This is a genomic window from Pseudomonas sp. VS40 (genome assembly GCF_018587885.1).
GTDB lineage: Bacteria > Pseudomonadota > Gammaproteobacteria > Pseudomonadales > Pseudomonadaceae > Aquipseudomonas > Aquipseudomonas pergaminensis.
The window spans coordinates 1-19,845 of the sequence record NZ_JAGYWD010000017.1 but is presented as its reverse complement, the minus strand read 5'-3'; the positions used below and the strand labels follow the sequence as shown (position 1 = coordinate 19,845).

The 19,845-nt window shown below is 61.3% G+C and carries 15 protein-coding genes; 2 read left to right on the top strand and 13 right to left on the bottom strand.

All coding sequences use genetic code 11. From position 1 onward, the window contains the following. Positions 1–101 precede the first annotated feature (101 nt). From KHP07_RS29140 to hutC, 7 genes are all read right to left on the bottom strand, one after another. On the bottom strand, positions 102–926 hold the full coding sequence (locus KHP07_RS29140) for a quaternary amine ABC transporter ATP-binding protein (protein ID WP_005783958.1): 825 nt from the start codon (positions 924–926) through the stop codon (positions 102–104). Beyond that, the gene (locus KHP07_RS29135) at positions 923–1,774 is read right to left on the bottom strand and encodes an ABC transporter permease (RefSeq protein WP_028615386.1); all 852 of its coding nucleotides are present in this window, start codon (positions 1,772–1,774) and stop codon (positions 923–925) included. Before KHP07_RS29135 ends, KHP07_RS29140 begins: the two co-directional genes overlap by 4 nt. Before the next feature lie 71 nt (positions 1,775–1,845). Continuing rightward, a complete protein-coding gene (locus KHP07_RS29130; RefSeq protein WP_214498483.1) occupies positions 1,846–2,811 on the bottom strand; it encodes an ABC transporter substrate-binding protein in 966 nt (321 codons plus the stop codon). Positions 2,812–2,880: 69 nt separating this feature from the next. Then, complete coding sequence (locus KHP07_RS29125; protein WP_214498482.1) at positions 2,881–4,338, bottom strand: purine-cytosine permease family protein; 1,458 nt, start codon at positions 4,336–4,338, stop codon at positions 2,881–2,883. A 145-nt stretch (positions 4,339–4,483) separates the two neighbouring features. Beyond that, positions 4,484–6,187: a urocanate hydratase gene (hutU, locus tag KHP07_RS29120; protein ID WP_078046468.1), complete on the bottom strand. Its 1,704-nt coding sequence runs from the start codon at positions 6,185–6,187 to the stop codon at positions 4,484–4,486. Between the two features lie 384 nt (positions 6,188–6,571). Further along, positions 6,572–7,132 (bottom strand): HutD/Ves family protein, encoded by a 561-nt coding sequence (locus KHP07_RS29115; RefSeq protein WP_028615382.1) that lies wholly within the window; start codon positions 7,130–7,132, stop codon positions 6,572–6,574. After that, positions 7,129–7,839: a histidine utilization transcriptional repressor HutC gene (gene hutC, locus KHP07_RS29110; protein ID WP_017738808.1), complete on the bottom strand. Its 711-nt coding sequence runs from the start codon at positions 7,837–7,839 to the stop codon at positions 7,129–7,131. The genes KHP07_RS29115 and hutC overlap by 4 nt, the downstream gene beginning before the upstream one ends. A 147-nt stretch (positions 7,840–7,986) precedes the next feature. On the opposite strand from hutC, the gene KHP07_RS29105 reads away from it, so the two are divergent. Continuing rightward, entirely contained in the window at positions 7,987–9,351 is a 1,365-nt protein-coding gene (locus KHP07_RS29105) for a formimidoylglutamate deiminase (protein WP_214498481.1), read from the top strand. 130 nt (positions 9,352–9,481) lie between these two features. Here KHP07_RS29105 and KHP07_RS29100 read toward each other — a convergent pair whose 3' ends face one another. From KHP07_RS29100 to KHP07_RS29075, 6 genes are all read right to left on the bottom strand, one after another. Further along, positions 9,482–10,051, bottom strand: a complete 570-nt coding sequence (locus tag KHP07_RS29100) for a lipocalin family protein (protein ID WP_010213852.1) — start codon at positions 10,049–10,051, stop codon at positions 9,482–9,484. A gap of 30 nt (positions 10,052–10,081) precedes the next feature. Beyond that, positions 10,082–10,336, bottom strand: a complete 255-nt coding sequence (locus KHP07_RS29095; RefSeq protein WP_017849914.1) for a hypothetical protein — start codon at positions 10,334–10,336, stop codon at positions 10,082–10,084. 176 nt (positions 10,337–10,512) lie between these two features. Next, positions 10,513–11,523 (bottom strand): class 1 fructose-bisphosphatase, encoded by a 1,011-nt coding sequence (locus KHP07_RS29090; protein WP_003187818.1) that lies wholly within the window; start codon positions 11,521–11,523, stop codon positions 10,513–10,515. 108 nt (positions 11,524–11,631) lie between these two features. Then, complete coding sequence (locus tag KHP07_RS29085; RefSeq protein WP_099491558.1) at positions 11,632–12,984, bottom strand: DUF3999 domain-containing protein; 1,353 nt, start codon at positions 12,982–12,984, stop codon at positions 11,632–11,634. Further along, complete coding sequence (locus KHP07_RS29080) at positions 12,984–16,502, bottom strand: DUF2339 domain-containing protein (protein WP_214498480.1); 3,519 nt, start codon at positions 16,500–16,502, stop codon at positions 12,984–12,986. The genes KHP07_RS29085 and KHP07_RS29080 overlap by 1 nt, the downstream gene beginning before the upstream one ends. A 200-nt stretch (positions 16,503–16,702) precedes the next feature. Next, the gene (locus tag KHP07_RS29075) at positions 16,703–19,153 is read right to left on the bottom strand and encodes a glycogen/starch/alpha-glucan phosphorylase (RefSeq protein ID WP_078046464.1); all 2,451 of its coding nucleotides are present in this window, start codon (positions 19,151–19,153) and stop codon (positions 16,703–16,705) included. A gap of 226 nt (positions 19,154–19,379) precedes the next feature. On the opposite strand from KHP07_RS29075, the gene KHP07_RS29070 reads away from it, so the two are divergent. Beyond that, complete coding sequence (locus KHP07_RS29070) at positions 19,380–19,814, top strand: YkgJ family cysteine cluster protein (protein ID WP_017529542.1); 435 nt, start codon at positions 19,380–19,382, stop codon at positions 19,812–19,814. Positions 19,815–19,845: the final 31 nt, after the last annotated feature.

Here is a 19,845-nt window from a genome sequence, read left to right as displayed (position 1 = left end):
GCGGGCAAGCCCGGCTCCCACATGTGAGCTGTGTGAACCCGATCAAATGTGGGAGCTGGCTCGCCTGCGATAGCGCCAGCCGGCTCACCACAAGGTCCGGATCAGACCACCGCCGCCCGCCGCTGGACAAACCGATCCACATATTCATCCGCCGGCGAATGCAGGATCTCCCGAGGTGTGCCGACCTGAATCAGCTTGCCGTCCTTGAGTATCGCGATGCGGTTGCCGATGCGCACGGCCTCGTCGAGGTCGTGGGTGATGAACACGATGGTTTTGTGCAGGGTCTTTTGCAGCTCCAGCAACTGGTCCTGCATCTCGGCGCGGATCAGTGGGTCGAGGGCGCTGAAGGCTTCGTCCATCAAGATGATGTCGGTGTCGGCCGCGAGCGCGCGGGCCAGGCCGACACGTTGGCGCATGCCACCGGAAAGCTGGTGCGGGTATTTGTTTTCGTAGCCCTTGAGGCCCACGGTTTCGATCCAGTGCAGGGCGCGTTCGGCGCACACCTGTTTGGTTTCGCCACGCACCTTGAGGCCGTAGGCGACGTTGTCGAGCACGCTCTTGTGGGGCAACAGGCCGAAGCTCTGGAACACCATGCTGATCTTGTGTCGACGGAATTGGCGCAGGGCTTCCATGTCCAGCTGCAGGATGTCTTCGCCGTCCACCAGGATCGCGCCACTGGTCGGGTCGATCAGGCGGTTGAAGTGACGCACCAGGGTGGACTTGCCGGAACCCGACAGGCCCATGATCACGAAGATCTCACCGGTGCCGATGCTCAGGGACAAGTCGTTCACGCCGACCACGCAGCCGGTCTCGGCCAGGACCTGGTCCTTGGTCTTGCCCTGCCCGACCATGGCCAGCGCATCCTTGGAGCGCGCGCCGAAGATCTTGAAGACGTTTTTAACTTCGATTTTGCTGACAGTAGTCATTTGCTCGCCTCATGCCGTGGACGACCATAGGCCTGGGTAATGCGGTCGATGACCACTGCGAGAATCACGATCGCCAGCCCGGCTTCGAGGCCTCGGCCGACGTTGAGGGTCTGGATGCCGACGAGGACGTCTTCACCCAAGCCACGGGCGCCGATCATCGAGGCGATCACCACCATCGACAGCGCCATCATGGTGGTCTGGTTGATACCGGCCATGATGCTTGGCAACGCCAGCGGCAGTTGCACACCGAACAGTTGCTGCCAACGGTTGGCGCCGAAGGCGTTGATGGCTTCCATGACCTCGCCGTCGACCTGGCGAATACCCAGGTCAGTGAGACGGATCAGCGGTGGCGCGGCGTAGATCACCGTGGCGAAAATCGCCGGGACCTTGCCCAGGCCGAACAGCATCAGCACCGGGATCAGGTACACAAAGCTGGGCATGGTTTGCATGATGTCGAGCAGCGGCATCAGCACCGAACGCAGGCGATTGCTGCGTGCCGAAAGAATGCCCAGCGGGATACCGATCAGCACCGAGATCACCGTGGCGACCATCATTAAGGCGAGGGTCTGCATCAGCTTGTCCCACAGGCCAACCGCGCCGACCAGGAACAGCAATCCGACGATCACCGCCGTGGTCACCACCTTGCGGGTGGCATGCCAGGCGACGCCGCCGACGATGGCCAGCATCAGCCACCAGGGCGCTGCGCGCAGCAACCCTTCCAGGTTGACGATGGCCCACAGCAGGGTGTCGGAAATGTGCCGGAACACATCACCGTAGTTGGTGACCAATGAGTCCACCCAACCGTTGACCCAGTCGGCGATGGAAAACGTAAAACTCTCAGGAAACATATCGTGCTCTCGATCCAGTGGGTTGTGGCCAGGCGCCCGGCTGCCCTTCAGGGTAGCCGGGCACGCTTGACCTACAAGGCCGCGTCGATTTTCTTGGCTGCGTCGTCGCTCACCCAGGCGTGCCAGACTTCAGGATGTTCCTTGAGGAAAATTTTCGCCAGTTTTGGCGACTCAATTCGCTCCTTGGCCATGCGACCCAGGTTCTGGTTCAGCAGGTCGATAGGCAGGTTGACCTTTTCCAGCACGGCCACCAGCTCAGGGGCTTGCTCATGGAAGGTCTTGGACAGGCCGACCTTGATGCTCACGCTTTTATCCACGCCGGGTTTTTCTTCCAGCTTGACCAGGTCAACCTGGCCCATCAGCGGCGTCGGCGACCAGTAGTAGAACAGGATCGGCTCGCCACGCTTGTAGCTCGACAGCACCGCCGCATCCAGCGCCGGGCCGGTGCCTGGGCGGAAGTTGGTGTAGGAATTTTCCAGGCGGTAGCTTTTCAGCATCTCGCTGTTGTCCAGCTCGCAGGTCCAGCCGGCTGGGCAGTTGTAGAAACGGCCCTTGGACGGTTCTTCCTGGTCCTTGAACACCGAGGCGTACTTGGCCAGGTCGGCGATGTTTTTCAGGTCCGGCGCCTTGGGTTCCAGCTTGCGTTTGGCGTCGCCTTCGATCACATAGCGCGGCACGTACCAACCTTCGATAGCGCCCACGACCGGGGCACCGACGCCAACGACTTTGCCGGCCTTCTCGGCTTTGTTCCAGACTTCACTGCGGCCCACCCATTCTTCGGCGAACACTTGGATGTCATTGCTGCTCAGGGCGTTTTCCATGGTGATGGAGTTGCCCGGCAGGCTGTCGGTTTTGCAGCCGTAGCCTTTTTCCAGCACGGTTTGCAGGATGTCGGTGAGCAACATGCCGCTTTCCCAGTTCAGGCCGGCGAATTTCACCGGTTTGCCGGATTCGCACCAGCCGGCTGCCTGGGCGCCAGCGGAGGCGAGCAAACCTGCAGAGAGCAAGGTGGCCAGCAGGGTCTTATGCATTTTCATTGTTGTGACGCTCCCAATCTTGAAATGGATTACGGCAGTCAGTAGGCATCCTGCCCTGTCCACGTCCCATCAGGCTTGTGCAGCCAGCCCGTTTGCTCTTGGTATAGCGCCCTGCTCTGTTGGCAGGATCAGGTGATCGGGCACCGTGCCGTGCCATTTTTTTGCACACAGGTAATACAGCGCCGCCGGCAGCACCAGGCCGATGATCCAGGAAATATCCACATCACCCAGCGCGGCCACCAGGGGGCCGGTGTAGAACTTGGTGGAGATGAACGGCAACTGCACCAGCACGCCGAAGACATACACGCTGATACCCAGCAGGTTCCAGCGGCCATAGCGCCCGTTGGGGTCGGCCAGTGCCGGCACGTCATAGCGCTCGCGGGTGATGCAGTAGTAGTCCACCAGGTTGATCGCACTCCAGGGCGTGAAGAACGCCAGCAGGAACAGGATGAAAGACTTGAACGCACCGAGGAACGAGTGCTGGCCGAGCAACGCGATCAGGGTCGCGGTCCCGACAATCACCAGCACGAATACCAAGCGCTGCAGGCGCGTGACCTCAAGGCGACCACGGAAGCCGCTGATGATGGTCGCGATGCACATGAAGCTGCCGTAAGAGTTCAGCGTCGAGATGGTGACCTTGCCAAACGCGATGCTGAAGTACAGCAGCGCAGCGGTGGCGCCGGTACCGCTCAAGCCAACGATGTAGGCCACTTCATGCCCGGCGAACTGACCATTGGACATGGCTGCGGCAAACACGCCGAGGACCATCGCCACCTGAGCGCCCACGACCGAACCCGCGCCGGCGGCGAAAAAAGTCTTCACCGATGACGTCGTGCTCGGCAGGTAACGCGAGTAGTCCGCCACGTAAGGGCCGAAAGCGATCTGCCAGGAGGCCGCGAGCGATACCGCCAGCAGGAAACTGCTCCAACTGAAGTGGCGGATCTGCAGGAGTGCGCCCACATCGGTCTGGCTCACCAGCCGGCTGAACAGGTAGACAAAGGCGACCACGCCAATGACGCTGGCGACGCGGCCAATGAAATGGATCACCCGGTAGCCGAGCACCGTGACCAGCACGATCACGCTGGCGAAAATCAGGATGCCCACGCTGTCGCTGACCCCGAACAACTGGCCCAGCGCCTGCCCCGAAAGCACGGTGCCGGTGGCGGTGAAACCCAGGTACATCAGGCACACCAGCACGATCGGAATGGCCGCGCCATACACGCCGAACTGCACCCGACTGGAAATCATCTGCGGCAGGCCCAGCTTGGGCCCCTGCGCCGCATGCAACGCCATGACGCCGCCGCCGATCAGTTGGCCGACAAACAGCCCGATCAACGACCAGAACACATCACCGCCCAGCACCACGGCCAAGGCCCCGGTGACAATCGCGGTGATCTGCAGGTTGGCGCCCATCCACAGGGTGAACTGGCTAAACAGACGACCGTGTCTTTCCGCTTCCGGGATGTAGTCGATCGAACGCCTTTCGATCAACGGGGTGGTGCTTGCACGTGCGTCATTTGCAGCCATGTGCGTTCAACCTCTGATGGATTGTTCATAAAGCCTGTGTAAAACCGCTTTTCTGTGGGAGCTGGCTTGCCTGCGATGCGGGCGACTCGGTCTATCAGTAGAACCGAGGGGATGCCATCGCAGGCAAGCCCCCTCCCACATTGAGTTATTTGATCATCGGGAGATTGAGGCCCTGCTCTTTGGCGCAGTCGATCGCGATCTGGTAGCCAGCGTCTGCGTGACGCATCACACCGGTGGCCGGGTCGTTGTGCAGTACACGGGCAATGCGCTCAGCCGCTTCGTCGGTGCCGTCGCAGACGATCACCATGCCGGAGTGCTGGGAGAAGCCCATGCCTACGCCACCACCGTGGTGCAGCGAAACCCAGGTCGCGCCGCTGGCGGTGTTGAGCAAGGCGTTGAGCAGTGGCCAGTCGGACACGGCGTCAGAACCGTCCTGCATGGCTTCGGTTTCGCGGTTCGGGCTGGATACCGAGCCGGAGTCGAGGTGGTCACGGCCGATCACGACCGGTGCCGACAGCTCGCCGCTGCGTACCATTTCGTTGAACGCCAGGCCGAGCTTGGCACGCTGGCCCAGGCCGACCCAGCAGATACGCGCCGGCAGGCCCTGGAAGCTGATACGCTCGCGCGCCATGTCCAGCCAGTTGTGCAGGTGAGCGTCGTCCGGGATCAGCTCTTTGACTTTGGCGTCGGTTTTGTAGATGTCTTGCGGGTCGCCCGACAGCGCAGCCCAACGGAACGGGCCGATGCCACGGCAGAACAGCGGGCGGATGTAGGCCGGTACGAAACCTGGGAAGTCGAAGGCGTTTTCCACGCCTTCTTCTTGCGCCATCTGGCGGATGTTGTTGCCGTAGTCGAAGGTCGGGATGCCTTGCTTCTGGAATTCCAGCATGGCTTTGACGTGCACGGCCATCGACTGCTTGGCGGCTTTGATTACGGCGGCGGGCTCGGTCTTGGCGCGGGCGCGGTATTCGTCCCAGGTCCAACCGGCCGGCAGGTAGCCGTTGAGCGGGTCGTGGGCGCTGGTCTGGTCGGTGACCATGTCCGGGCGTACGCCACGCTTGACCAGTTCCGGCAGGATTTCCGCGGCGTTACCCAGCAGGGCGATGGAGATGGCCTTGCCTTCCTTGGTGTACTTGGCGATGCGTGCCAGGGCGTCGTCGAGGTCAGTGGCTTGCTCGTCGACGTAACGGCTGTTCAGGCGGAAGTCGATGCTGACTTGTTGGCATTCAATGTTCAGCGAGCACGCGCCGGCCAGCGTTGCGGCCAAAGGTTGCGCGCCGCCCATGCCGCCGAGGCCGGCGGTGAGGACCCAACGGCCAGTCAGGTCGCTGTTGTAATGCTGGCGACCCGCTTCGACGAAGGTTTCGTAGGTGCCTTGGACGATGCCCTGGCTGCCGATGTAGATCCAGCTGCCAGCAGTCATCTGGCCGTACATGGCCAAGCCCTTGGCATCCAGTTCGTTGAAGTGTTCCCAGCTGGCCCAGTGCGGCACCAGGTTGGAGTTGGCGATCAGTACACGTGGGGCGTTGCTGTGGGTCTTGAATACGCCGACCGGCTTGCCGGATTGCACCAGCAGGGTTTCGTCGTCATTCAGGTTGGTGAGGCTCTCGACGATCTGGTCGTAGCACTCCCAGTTGCGCGCCGCGCGGCCGATACCGCCGTACACCACCAATTCTTTCGGGTTCTCGGCCACTTGCGGGTCGAGGTTGTTCATCAGCATGCGCAACGGCGCTTCAGTCAGCCAGCTTTTGGCGGTGAGCTTGTTACCGTGGGCGGCACGGATTTCGACGTCACGGTATTTTGTAGGCCTGGCTTTAGAAAAATCGGTCACGACTGGACTCCTCGGCATGATGCGCGAACATGGATGGTGCGAAGGAGAGTCTTACGCACACATCTTTACTTGTACATACAAGCATATGCAATCAAGCGGCCAACTTGCTGAGGGTGATGTTGAGATTTTTTTCGAAAGTGGGCGCAAGCCTTGGAAATTAAGGCTTGGAGACTTAATGAAATTTCTTACGGAGGATTTTTACAGCAAGGGAGGTTTGGCGCGATGGCGTGGTTTTGCGCCACGCTGGGGCATTCGGTAACAAATTGGTGCGCACGTTGGAAACAGTTCTATTGCTCTCCACAAAACAAATGTGGGAGCAGGCTTGCCCGCGAATGCAGTGGGTCAGCCAGCCTCTCTGGTACTGATACACCGCATTCGCGGGCAAGCCCGCTCCCACAGTTTTTAATCGCGAGCAGTCAGTTCGATAATGCAGCTGCGGCCGCTGACGGAGATATCCAGCAGGCCAGTGTTACCGTCCACTTGCAGGCAGTCGTGATGCCCCAGCTTGTGGTCCAGCACCTTCACTTCATCCGCCACGCTGAACACCAGCACCGTCTGCGCCGTGCTGAAAAAGCGCTGCTCGCCATCGATCCATTGCAACCGTGCGTGGTAACGCTGTGGCGAATAGATCAGGTTGAAGTCGCGGATCGGCCCGGTGATCAGGCGACATGACACTTGGCTGTCACCCTTGAACGCGAAGGGTTGGAGCGGTAACAAACCGCGCTGCTCCTCACCGTCCACGGTCAGGACCATGCCCGCGCCCTTGATCACGGTGATCACGCGCTGGTAGCCGGCGAAAGTCGAAAACCCACCCGACTCGGCAATATCGGCAATCGACAGTCGCCAGCCAAAACCATCCAGGCCGGTACCGGCATCACGGGTGATTTCTTCGGTGCTGCCACCGCCGTTTTTCCATGGCATGCGCACGTAATCGGTGGCGCGCCAGACTTTCACTGCACTCATTTACTGAAACGTCCTTCCAGGCTGTGACGGGAACCGGGGTGGATCAGACGCGCGGCGGTCACCGGCTGGCGGCCCGACCAGGTGCGCCGGCGAATCAGCAGGCACGGCTCGCTGGGTTCGATCTGCAGCAACTTGCACTCGGCTGCATCGGCAAGGATGGCTTCAACCACATGCTCGCCTTCGGTCAGCGGTGCCACCTGGTTGAGGTAGGCGTAAGGCGTCTGTTGGGTGAAATCCTGCTGCAGGTATTCCGGCGCGACCAGGGCGTTGACGAAACGGTCTTCGATTTGCACGGGAATATCGTTTTCGAAGTGCACGATCAGCGAGTGGAAGACTCGCCCACCTTCGCGCATTTCCAGGGCGACAGCGCGCTCGGAACCGGCAGCCTCCTCGCCCAGGTGGATGACCTGGCAGGTATGTCGATGACCGCGCGAGGCGATCTCATCGGCAATGTTGTGCACTTCGAACAGGGCCGACTGGCTCTTGGGCTCGGCGACAAAGGTGCCGACACCTTGCATGCGCACCAGCAAACCTTCAGCGGTGAGCTCGCGCAACGCACGGTTGATGGTCATGCGGCTGAAACCCAGCTGGCTGACCAGCTCGCTCTCCGACGGCACGCGGTAATGGGGCGGCCAGTTGCCGTTGAGTATCTGCTGGCTGATCATCTGTTTGACGCGGGCATACAAGGGCGCCGGACTTTCGTCCATGTGGGCAGCCAGCGAAGACTTGGCAGGCGGAGTCGGCACAGGGAATCCTTGCAGGGGGAAAAGATGCATAGATTGCCGGAGTTTACCGAGCAGGCAAACGTCTGTATATGTATATACAAATAAACACACGACCGGGGTGCCTTGATCATGTCCGCTTTCTTTGCCGAACGCGCGCTGCTGCCTAATGGATGGGCCAATGATGTACGTCTTGAAGTCAGCGCCGATGGGCTGCTGACTAAAGTTGAGGCCAATGCCAGCGCAGAAGGTGCTGAACGGCTGAGAGGCCCGGTATTGGCGGGTATGCCGAACTTGCACTCCCATGCCTTCCAGCGTGCGATGGCCGGCTTGGCTGAAGTGGCCGGCAACCCGAATGACAGTTTCTGGACCTGGCGCGACCTGATGTACCGCATGGTGGGCAAGATAAACCCGGACCAATTGCAGGTGATCGCGCGCCAGCTGTACATCGAGATGCTCAAGGCCGGCTACACGTCGGTGGCCGAATTTCACTATGTGCACCATGACGTCAGCGGCCAGCCGTATGCGGATCGCACGGAGCTGTCGCGGCAGATCAGCCAGGCGGCGGCCAGCAGCGGTATCGGCCTGACGCTGGTGCCGGTGCTCTATAGCCACTCCGGGTTTGGCGGCCAGGCACCGAATGAAGGCCAGCGGCGGTTTATCAACAGCACCGAGCAATACCTGGACCTGCAGGCGCAGCTCAAACCCATCCTCGCCGCACAAACGGCGCAGCAGTTGGGGCTGTGTTTCCACTCGTTGCGCGCGGTGACGCCACAGCAAATCAATGACGTGCTGGCCGCCAGCGACAAGGCGTGCCCGGTGCATATCCACATCGCCGAACAGCAGAAGGAAGTTGAAGACTGCCTGGCCTGGAGCGGCAAACGCCCGCTGCAATGGCTGTACGACAACATTGAAGTGGATGAACGCTGGTGCCTGGTGCATGCCACCCATGCCGATGCGGACGAGGTGGCGCGCATGGCCAAGAGCCGTGCGATTGCCGGTTTGTGCCTGACCACCGAGGCCAACCTGGGTGACGGGATTTTCCCGGCGGTGGATTTCCTCGCCCAAGGCGGACGCATGGGCATCGGGTCCGACAGCCATGTATCACTGAGCGTGGTGGAAGAGTTGCGTTGGTTGGAATATGGCCAGCGCCTGCGCGATCAGCGGCGTAATCGGTTGTATCGCAGCGATCAGCCGATGGTCGGCCGCACGCTGTTCGATGCCGCGCTGGACGGCGGTGCCCAGGCGTTGGGCCAGCCGATTGGTCGACTGGAAGTGGGCAAGCGTGCGGATTGGATTGTGCTGGACGGTAATGATCCGTACTTGGCGACGGCAACGGAGGACGGGATTCTCAATCGCTGGCTGTTCGCGGGCGGTGATCGGCAGGTGCGGGATGTGCTGGTCAACGGAAAGTGGGCGGTGCGCGATGGGCACCACGCCGGTGAAGAAGAAAGCAGCCGGGCCTTCACGCAAGTCTTGAGAGCGCTACTGGGCTAACACGCGACACATAACACATGTGGGAGCTGGCTTGCCTGCGATACAGGCACCAAGGTGTATCAGTTACACCGTGGTGATGCTATCGCAGGCAAGCCAGCTCCCACATTTTTTGATCGGCGGTGGCCCAGGGTTATTGCGAGGTCTTCGCCATCTGCTTGTCCGACGTGCGCCAGATCAAACGTGTGGTGTCATACCCCTGTTGCCGCGCCCTGCTCAGCAGGTCTTCGCGGGTGTCCGCATTGACCGTCGGCGTGCGCGACAAGATCCACATGTAGCGCCGGCTCGGGCTGCCGACGATCGCGGTCTTGTAGTCATCGCTGACATACAGCACCCAGTAATCGCCCTTGGCGACGCCGGGTAGCAGCGCGGTAAACCAGTTATTGAATTCCACCCAGAGCTTGTCGGTCTTGCCCGGTACTTGCGGGGTGGCGGTGCCCTTGGCTTCTTCCCACTTCCACTCGGTCGTCAGGCAGCGGTTGAACACTGACATATCGCCATCGGGCAGCAACGTGTAGCGAGCTTCGGACTGCGCGCAGTTGCGCTGGAAGTACATCGGCAATCGGGCCAACTCATACCAGGTGCCCTGGTAACGCTTGAGGTTGACGCTGCCAGCGGTCTTGGGTTGCAGATCATCGCCAGAATGGCTGGCACAGCCCGCCAAAAACAGGCTGGCACAAAGGAACAAAACAAAACGCATCATTCTTCTTCTCCCGCAGGCTTGCGCCCCGGTTTACTTCAGGCCTTGCCCGGAAAACATCAGAACTTTGTCACCGGCATATTGAACGCTGATAAAGCTGTTTTTATCGCCCCAGGTGCAGCTGGACATGCCCAGTGCGCCAGAACAATCGGTAGGCTTGCCCAACAGCGACTCCACCTCAGCCTTGGCCATGCCAGCCGACAACTTCGCGTAGTTTTCTTGATTGACCTTGCTGCAAGCGGCCAACAGCACGCAAAAAGCCAGCAAAGCGAGACGGCGTAACGACATGGAAAAACTCCTGGAGGGACGAAGCAGCTTGGGTATCTGCCAGAAGCTTAGAAGGGAAAAGAGGTGTCTGGTTCCCGACGAACGAAAACAAAAAAGCCCCGAAAACGCTGAAACGTTTCGGGGCTTCTTCAAGGGTGAAACGGCTCACAACAACGCCGATTACTTATCGCCGCAGCTTACTTCTTGTGATAGGCCGTCACACGCTCAACTTCTTCCTTCGAACCCAGGAATACCGCCACACGCTGGTGCAGGCCTTCAGGCTGGATGTCGAGGATGCGCTGGTGGCCGTCGGTGGACGCACCGCCCGCCTGCTCAACCAGGAACGACATCGGGTTGGCCTCGTACATCAAGCGCAGTTTGCCCGGCTTGGACGGCTCGCGGCTGTCGCGTGGGTACATGAACAGACCACCACGGGTCAGGATGCGGTGCACATCGGCAACCATCGCGGCAACCCAGCGCATGTTGAAGTTTTTCTTCAACGGGCCTTCTTCACCTTCCATCAGTTCGTTGACATAGCGCTTCACCGGTTCTTCCCAGTGACGCTGGTTGGACATGTTGATCGCGAATTCCTGGGTGGACGCAGGAATGGAGATGTCTTCGTGAGTCAGCACGAAGCTGCCCATTTCGCGGTCCAGGGTGAAGCCCTTGACGCCATCGCCCAGGGTCAGCACCAGCATGGTCTGTGGACCGTAGATGGCGTAGCCAGCGGCAACCTGTTCGGTGCCTGGCTGCAGGAAGGCCTTTTCGTTCAGGGCTTCGTTCTGGCTCAGGTATTCGTTCGGGCAACGCAGTACCGAGAAGATGGTGCCGACCGGTGCATTGATGTCGATGTTGGACGAGCCGTCCAGTGGGTCAAATACCAGCAGGTACGCGCCTTTCGGGTATTTGCCCGGGATCTGGTAGGCATTGTCCATTTCTTCGGACGCCATGCCGGCCAGGTGACCGCCCCATTCGTTGGCTTCGAGCAGGATCTCGTTGGAGAGTACGTCGAGTTTCTTCTGCACTTCGCCCTGCACGTTTTCAGTGCCCATGCTGCCCAGGACACCACCCAATGCGCCTTTGGACACGGCGTGGCTGATTTCCTTGCAAGCACGCGCCACCACTTCGATAAGGAAGCGCAGATCGGCAGGCGTGTTGTTGCTGCGGGTCTGCTCAATCAAATAGCGACTCAAGGTAACGCGGGACATGTAAGGCTCCGGAGAATGGGGGGCTGAAAACCCGCGCAGTTTAACGCGAGTCGGGGCGTATTTCCTCCTATCAGAGGATTTAAACCCAATAGAGTTCATGGACTTTATTTAACCTGCCACCGGCGGCTTGCGCAGCAAACTGTAGGCCATGGCACCCAGTGCCGCCACGCCGAGCAATAACACGGCCCACAGGCCGAGTTTCTTCCAGTCGGTGCCGGCTTCGGGCAAGGCGGCAATCGCAGGCGGTTTGACCGCGATTTCTCCCACCAAGGTGGCCTGGCCCAGCGCCTTCAAACGCTCGGGACTGTAATCGGGAATCAGCGTCGAAAGTGGCAAGCTCGCGGCTTTCACGGACGCGTTCCCCAGCGCCAAGCTGAAGGGCGGCTCACCCCGCGCCAGGAACACCAGCTGCGTGGCACGCACGGCCACGCGTAAGGCGGGGGCTTCGACGCCCAGTCCACCGCCCCGCTCGTCCACTTGCAACTTCAACTGGGCAACCGTCTGGCCCGGCAACTGCAATTCATCCTGCACCACGTCCTTGCCGCTCTGGGTCAGGCGATACAGCAGGCCATTGCTCAACGGCTGCCAGGTTTGCTTGGCGTCACTTCGACCCGACAACGTCACCGGCGCCAGTGTATTGGGCTGCTTCAATTCGACCCGCAAGCGCTCGACATTCAGCCCCGTCGGCAATTGCCAACTGTACTCTCCCGCCTTGAGTCGCTCCCCTGGAAAGGCCTGCGACCACACCAACGGCATCGGCAAGGTGCTGCTGGTGGCGCTCTCCAGCTTCGCCGACGTCAACAACGGCGCCGCCTGGCCTTGCCACACCAGCCGCAAATAACGCGCCGATTGCCCCGGCAAGCTCACGTCATGCTGCTCGACCCGTTCATCGGCAAATGACAAGCGCGCCACTTGCCCATCGCCCCAGGCTTTCCAGTGCTGCAAATCATCACTGGCTTCAATGCTGAAACGCTGGAAGCCCTCCTGCTCGCGACTCCAGTCCAGGCTCAATTGCTGCAGGGGCGCCTTGATTGCACTGGCGTCCAATACCCAGCCCCGCAGCACTTGCTTGCCGGGTTTGGGGGCTGTGGACGGTTTGATTTCCACCAGGGTGCCGGAAGTGGTTGCCTTCATTACCACGTTTGGCAGGGCTTGCTGGGTGTCGGCGGCGTAGAGCGGGAACCACTTCACCGCCGTCACGTTGCGACTTTCGCTGCGCTGCGAGGCCTGACGCGACAATGCATAGGCCTGGGGCTCGCCGGCGGCGTTGAACACGCGCACATCGCCAAGATCGGCCTGGCGCGCGTTCAATTGCACCGCCAGCGGCAGCTCCAGGCGATACCAAGGGCCGCTGCCGCTGACGTTCAGCGGCACGTGGGCGGTGAAGTCGGCCGGCGTTTCCTGCGCCCACACAGACAAGGTCGTACACAGGCCCAGCACGGCCACGCTCAACTTACCGATCAAGAGGATGCTCCTTCAGTGTCCAACACCGGTTCGGCACGCTTGGGTGGCAGCGGTGCGAAGTAACCCACCACCAGCAACAGCCCACCCACGCCTATAAACGACACGATCCGCGCCAGACCGCCGCGGTTGCTCAGTTCGACAAAGAACAACTTGGCGACCACCACCGCAATCAACACTGCACCGATCAGCCACACCTCGCGGCGATGGCGCAGGTGGCCGCCGATCATCAGGCCGAGAGCGATCAAGGTCCAGACGATCGACAGACCGGCCTGTACCAGCATGGATTCGAGCAACGCATCCAGTTGAAACGGCACGCCGCCCCAATGGTGGGCAGTGCGCATCACCAGCGCGGTGAAGAAGGCAAACAGCGAAACACCCGCGACACCTTGGGCAACAAGCTCGGTACGCGGCCCCCGTAGCGGCGCGACACTTCGCGCGCACCAATACACACCCAGCAGCGCAAAGAGCAGGCCCAGGTCCAGCGGGTTGACCAGCGGCACATAGGGCAGCGGTTTGGCCGTGCCGTCGCTGAAGCTGTTGGCCAGCCAGAACCAGCCAAGCATCAGCACCGCCAATGGCACGGCCGCCAATACCCGATATTCCCTTGGATACGCCGACACCGGCCATGGCCAACGACGTGGCGAAGCGGCCAGCACGAGATAGAGACTTGGCAGGATCGCCCAGCCCAGCCAGCGCCAGGCGTTGTACTCGGCAGTAAACCTCAGCAGACCGTAGCGCAACTCCAGCGCCAATATGCCGATCAGCATCCAGCAGCCGAGTACGTGGGCCACGCTCAACGCCTTGGCGGGCACAATCACCGCCAGGCGCCGCAGCGAGATGAAATGCACCACAAATACCGCCGACCACGCCAGCCAGCCGTACTCCGCCGCGGGGTGGTAATAAGTATGTCCGTACACCAGCAACACCAAGCCCACCGCGGGCATCAGCAGGGTGGACAACACCCCCAGCGACACCCACTTCAGGCGCACAGCCAGCAGCATCCAGACCGCGACGCTGATTGCCGCGCACCCCAGCAGGAATGCCGCCTGCAATTCCTGTGGGATAAACCGCAACACTTCGCCGATCAGCGCCAACGTCCACCAGGCCGCGCCCCAGACCAACAACAAGTCCGACAAGCGTTGCAGCTTCAACACGGCAAACACCGGCGCATGGGGTTCGCGCTGCAAGCGCCAGGCGCCGACCAGTGCAGCCAGGCCCAGCACCATCGGCGTCCAGAAACCGCTGTGGGCCAACGGAAGCAGCCCCTCGCTGGTCAGTGGCCCGAGCAACTCCGGTACCGCCAGCAGGAACGAACCGCCGCCCACCAATTGCAGCAGCAAGCCGAACACAAAACTGACCCGCTGTTGCAGGTACAGGCTCAGCCAGATGATCAACAAGCCACTGGCCGCCCACACGCCACTGGCGCTTTCCCACGGCAGCACAAACAGCACCGCGAGGTTGATCAATACGAGGCCCGCCAACAGCACCACCGACAACCCGCGCAGCAGCCGCACATCGCTGCGCACGATGTCGTCACGCGCCGCCAACAACATGCCACCGATCAAGGCCAAGCCAATCAACGACGCCGTGAGCAAACCACTCCAGCCGGCGTTGAACACCGCCGCGCCGTCGCCACCTTGCAACCGCAGCAGGAACACCGCGCCACCCAGCAATTGCACAGCGAATGCGGTGAACAGGAAGGTGCGCGAGCCGATGCGCAGGCCTATAAACAGCGTCACCAGGCCAGCGATTGCCCAACTCACAGCGGTGCCTTGGGTAGCCAGCAACAAGGGCGCGAGCAGGTACAAAAAGCTCAAGCCAAGGCTCGCCAACACCGGGAGGCCTCTGCGCTCCCAGTCTGAGGACTGCTCCTCGGACGCCTTGCGCAACTGGTCAAAGCTGAACAACAACGCAGCGCCCAGCAGCAGCGCGCCCAACGGCGCGCCACTGAGCAAGGTGTGCTCACCGACACCCAATTCACTGAGGAACGCCAGCGCCGAACCCACTTGCAGCAACAAGCCAAACGCGCGCGCCAACGGCCGCTGCTGACGCAAGCCGAGCCAGAAAATGCCGGCGCCTTCCACCGCCCAGGCCGCAGCCGTCCAACGCGCGTCGAGGCCCAGGGGGATGGCCAGGCTGGCAAAGATCACCCCCAAGGCCAGGCAGGTTTCCGCCAGCAACAAGGCGCGCCCGCCGCTCAGCAGCCGGGCCAGGCCCATGTAGACGATGCCCAGGCCCAAGGCGCTGAACGCTGCGGCAAACTCCAAGTGCTGCACCAACGCAAACTGCAAGCCGAAACCCACCAGCGGCGGGCCAAACAGCATGCTGCCGTCGACATAATCACCCTTGGCCGCCGACCAGCGCAGCAGTGCACCACGGCTGTCATCCTCGGGCGCGTCGCGCATCTCGAGCAATTTACGCCGGGCGAACAGCAGGCCGATGGACAGGTACATCAGGAAAAACAGCATCAGGAACGGCTCGGTACTCCACAGCAGTTCCGGCGTGTAGGAGCGCATCCCCCAAGCGAAGCCGATCCCAAAAGTGCCGACAAAACCGATCAGGTTGAGCAGGCGCCAGGCCTTGAACCAGGCAATCGCCAGGATGCCGGCGTTGAGCAGGGCGAAATAACTGAACAGCGCCACATGGTTGCCAGCGCCGGTGGAAGTCAGAATCGGCGCGGCAAAACCACCCAGCGCCGCCGCACAGGCCAGGCCCAGCGCATCCTGGGTAATCGCCAGGATCGCCGAGAACACCGTGACGGCCACCAGCAGGCCAAGCGCCGCACCGGGGTCGATCAGCGGGTGCAAGCGCATCGCAGCGAACACGGTCAGGTACAGCACCGCGATCCCGGTGCCTTGCAACATCAAGCCGTAATTGCTGTTGCGCAGCCGCAGCCACCAGCCCAGGCCCAGCAGGCCCAATGCGGCGGCAGCGACGCCGGCGTAACGTAATTCGATCGGCACCACCATGCCTTCGGTGGCATAGCGCAACAGGAACGCCAGACCGAGAAACAACAGCACCACGCCGACACGCAGCACGGTGTTGCCGCCGAACAACCAATTGCGCGCGCCACTGATGGCGCGCTCGATCAGGTTGGGGCCACGGGGGATGGCGGGCTCTTTGGGTTCTGGTATCGGGGCGGGCGCCCATACATCAGCCGGCAGCGGCCGGCTTGGTTCGGCAACGATGGCAACCGGCGCCAATTCGGCCGGCAGCTCCCAAACCAAATCGGGCGCTTTGCCAACAGGTGTGGGTTCAGGGATTGGGGCTTCGACGACGATATTGCTTGGCGGCGTGGGCACTTCCAGCTGCCGCAGACGATCACCCAGCGCAATCAGCGCCTTCTGCGTGGTTTCCAACTGACGCGCCTGTTGGTCCGCCTGAGTCGCCAGCTTTGACAGGCGAATCGCCTGGCCAATGCCCAAGCCCAACAGCGCTCCGATACCCGCATCACTGAACGACTCATCGAGCGTCCAGCCGAGCACCAGGCCAATCAGCATGAAAATCCATTGCATGGTCGATATCCCTAAGCAGCCCGAGGCGGGCAAACTGGCGCCTAGTATATCGACGCAGACCCCATGTGGAAGCAAGCTTATGTGGGCGCCGGGCTTGCCCGCGATGCAGACACCTCGGTGTAGCTGTCACACCGAGGTAATGCTATCGCAGGCAAGCCAGCTCCCACATAAACCCGCACACATGTGCAGGCCAGCGTTGTTTAGTCGAGGGCTTTCCAGATCTCGGTCGCGTACTCCCTGATGGTCCGGTCCGAACTGAACCAGCCCATGCGCGCGGTATTCAGCACCGCCGAACGCCACCACGCCTTGGAATCATGCCAATGCGCCTCGACCCGCGCCTGGGCGTCCCAGTACGAATCGAAGTCAGCACAGACCAGGAAGCGGTCGTAGTCGATCAGCCCATCGATCAGCCCCACGTACCGGCCCGGATCATCCGGCGAGAACACCCCGCCCCGAATCGCTTGCAGCACATCATTCAACCGATGGGACGCTGCAATGTCGGCCCCGGCGTTGAATTCACCGGCGTGTTTGCGCGCTTCCACCTGCTGCGCGCTGAGGCCAAAGATAAACATATGCTCGGCACCGACGCGTTCGTGCATCTCGACGTTGGCGCCGTCCATGGTGCCGATGGTCAGCGCACCGTTGAGGCCGAACTTCATGTTGCTGGTGCCCGAGGCTTCAAAGCCAGCGGTGGAGATCTGCTCCGACAAGTCCGCTGCCGGGATGATGCTTTCTGCCAGGCTCACGTTGTAGTTGGGCAGGAACACCACCTTGAGCAAACCACGTACGGTCGGGTCGTTATTGACCGTGCGCGCGATGTCGTTGGTCAGCTTGATGATCAGCTTGGCCTGGTGATAACTGGCCGCCGCCTTGCCGGAGAAGATCTTCACGCGCGGCACCCAGTCAGTGCCAGGCTCGGCACGGATCGCCTGGTACAGCGCCACGGTGTGCAACAGGTTGAGCAGTTGGCGCTTGTATTCGTGGATACGCTTGACCTGCACGTCGAACATCGCCGCCGGGTTGACCGCGATGCCCAGGCGCTCGTGAATGATGTCCGCCAGCGCGCGCTTGCTGTGCAAGCGTTGCTCGGCAAAAGCCTTGCGGAACGTCTGTTTCTCGGCGAACGGCTCAAGCTCCACCAGCCGCTCTTCGGGCTTGTCGAGAATGTCCGGACCCAGTGCCTCCACCAGCATGGACGTGAGCTTCGGGTTGGCCTGGTACAACCAGCGACGGAAAGTGATGCCGTTGGTTTTGTTGTTGATACGCTCCGGGTACAGCTTGTGCAGCTCGGAGAACACTGTGCTGCGCATCAGTTGGGTGTGCAGGCCGGATACGCCGTTGACGCTGTGGGAACCGAGGAAAGCCAGGTTGCCCATGCGCACGCGGCGGCCGTTGTCTTCTTCGATCAGCGAGACGGCGCGCAGTACGTCAAAGTCGTGGATGCCTTTGGCGCGCAGCGAGTCGATGTGCTGGGCGTTGATCAGGTAGATGATCTGCATGTGCCGAGGCAGCATGCGCTCCATCAGTCCGACCGGCCAGGTTTCCAGCGCTTCGGGCAGCAGGGTGTGGTTGGTGTACGACAGGGTTTCGACGGTCACGTCCCACGCCGCTTCCCACGGAATGTCGTGCAGGTCGACCAGTTGACGCATCAACTCGGCCACGGCGATGGACGGGTGGGTGTCGTTGAGCTGGATCGCAGCGTGCTCGCCCAGGCTCAGCACCGAGCCGTGCATGTTCTTGTGGCGGCGCAGCAAGTCTTGCAGGGAGGCGGAAACGAAGAAGTATTCCTGGCGCAGACGCAGCTCCTGCCCCGCTTCGGTGCTGTCGGCCGGGTAAAGCACTCGGGAGATGCTCTCGGCGCGGGCCACTTCGGCGACGGCGCCCAAGTGGTCACCGGCGTTGAAGCGCTCCAGGTGCAGGTCTTCTACCGCCCGTGCGCGCCACAAGCGCAGGGTGTTCACACTTGCGCCACGCCAGCCGACCACCGGGGTGTCATAGGCCACGGCCCGTACGGTTTCGTTGGGCGACCACACCTGGATCATCTTGCCGGAAGCATCCGCGAGGGTTTCGACGCTACCGCCAAAGCCGATCGGGTAAATCACTTCGGCCCGCTCGAACTCCCACGGGTTACCGAAATCCAGCCAGCGTTCGGTCTGTTCCTGCTGCCAGCCATCAACAATCGCCTGGCGGAACAAGCCGTGCTCATAACGAATGCCATACCCATGGCCGGCAATGCCCAGGGTCGACATGCTTTCCATGAAGCACGCCGCCAGGCGGCCCAGGCCACCGTTGCCAAGCGCCGCGTCGGGCTCCAGCAGGCGGATGCGCTCCAGGTCGACGCCCAGCTCGGACAGCGCTTCGCGCGCAATCTCCAGCACGCCCAGGTTGCTCAGGCTGTCGTAGAGCAGGCGGCCGATGAGGAATTCCAGGGAAAGGTAATAAACCCGCTTTTGGCCTTTGCGGTAGATACGCCGCGTATGGTCCATCCAGTGGTCGACCATCTGGTCGCGGGCGGCCAGGGCAATGGCCTCGAACCAGTCATGGTCGAAGGCGTGATCCGGGTCCTTGCCCACCGCGTAGGTGAGTTTGGTCAAGACGGCATCGCGAAATGCGGCTACCTCTGCTTCTCGTGCAAGTGGTTCCTGAGACATCAATTGCGACCTCGGGCGAGATAGAAGGAGTTGCTAGAGCCTAGACGGTCTGACAGACGGTAGACGCTCTGGTTCGGCAGTTTTTTAACTCATTCACCTTTGCGCGAATTAGATGCAGGGCGCGTGCCCGAATACCCGTCTGGATGAAATTTGCGAAATATTGTTCAAAAAACCACCAATCCCGGTATGATCGCGCGCCCTGATACCGCCTCACCCTGGAACCTTGATGAAGCCTCAACTGATCGCCGCCGCGGAACTCGACCGTCTTGAAACGTGGCAGAAATATTCCGCGCATATGTGCGGTGGTTGCGTGTCCAGCTGCTGCACGCTGCCGGTCGAAGTGAAGATCAAGGACCTGATCCGCATTGGCATCGTCGATGAGTTCGAGCGCGGCGACCCGCCGAAAAACATCGCCAAGCGGCTGCAGAAGGAAGGCATCGTCGAGCGCTTCAATTCCAAATCCGAGATTTTTACCCTGCAGCGCATGAGCAACAACGATTGCCTGTACCTGGATCGTAAGACGCGCTTCTGCACTATTTATGACAAGCGCCCGGATACTTGCCGCAATCACCCGAAGATCGGGCCACGGCCAGGGTATTGCGCGTACAAGCCGAAGGAAGTGGTGCGCGAGACCAAGTTCAAAACCCTCGACAAGTTCTAATCGACAGCCAACCCCCTGTGGTGAGCGGGCT

Bases quoted from the DNA above. Each gene is read 5' to 3' on its own strand.
- KHP07_RS29100 (WP_010213852.1), bottom strand. From the start codon at position 10,051: ATGATGCGTTTTGTTTTGTTCCTTTGTGCCAGCCTGTTTTTGGCGGGC.
- hutC (WP_017738808.1), bottom strand. From the start codon at position 7,839: ATGGACGAAAGTCCGGCGCCCTTGTATGCCCGCGTCAAACAGATGATC.
- KHP07_RS29105 (WP_214498481.1), top strand. From the start codon at position 7,987: ATGTCCGCTTTCTTTGCCGAACGCGCGCTGCTGCCTAATGGATGGGCC.
- KHP07_RS29080 (WP_214498480.1), bottom strand. From the start codon at position 16,502: ATGCAATGGATTTTCATGCTGATTGGCCTGGTGCTCGGCTGGACGCTC.
- KHP07_RS29115 (WP_028615382.1), bottom strand. From the start codon at position 7,132: ATGAGTGCAGTGAAAGTCTGGCGCGCCACCGATTACGTGCGCATGCCA.
- KHP07_RS29135 (WP_028615386.1), bottom strand. From the start codon at position 1,774: ATGTTTCCTGAGAGTTTTACGTTTTCCATCGCCGACTGGGTCAACGGT.
- hutU (WP_078046468.1), bottom strand. From the start codon at position 6,187: ATGCCGAGGAGTCCAGTCGTGACCGATTTTTCTAAAGCCAGGCCTACA.
- KHP07_RS29130 (WP_214498483.1), bottom strand. From the start codon at position 2,811: ATGAAAATGCATAAGACCCTGCTGGCCACCTTGCTCTCTGCAGGTTTG.
- KHP07_RS29070 (WP_017529542.1), top strand. From the start codon at position 19,380: ATGAAGCCTCAACTGATCGCCGCCGCGGAACTCGACCGTCTTGAAACG.
- KHP07_RS29075 (WP_078046464.1), bottom strand. From the start codon at position 19,153: ATGTCTCAGGAACCACTTGCACGAGAAGCAGAGGTAGCCGCATTTCGC.
- KHP07_RS29095 (WP_017849914.1), bottom strand. From the start codon at position 10,336: ATGTCGTTACGCCGTCTCGCTTTGCTGGCTTTTTGCGTGCTGTTGGCC.
- KHP07_RS29090 (WP_003187818.1), bottom strand. From the start codon at position 11,523: ATGTCCCGCGTTACCTTGAGTCGCTATTTGATTGAGCAGACCCGCAGC.
- KHP07_RS29125 (WP_214498482.1), bottom strand. From the start codon at position 4,338: ATGGCTGCAAATGACGCACGTGCAAGCACCACCCCGTTGATCGAAAGG.
- KHP07_RS29140 (WP_005783958.1), bottom strand. From the start codon at position 926: ATGACTACTGTCAGCAAAATCGAAGTTAAAAACGTCTTCAAGATCTTC.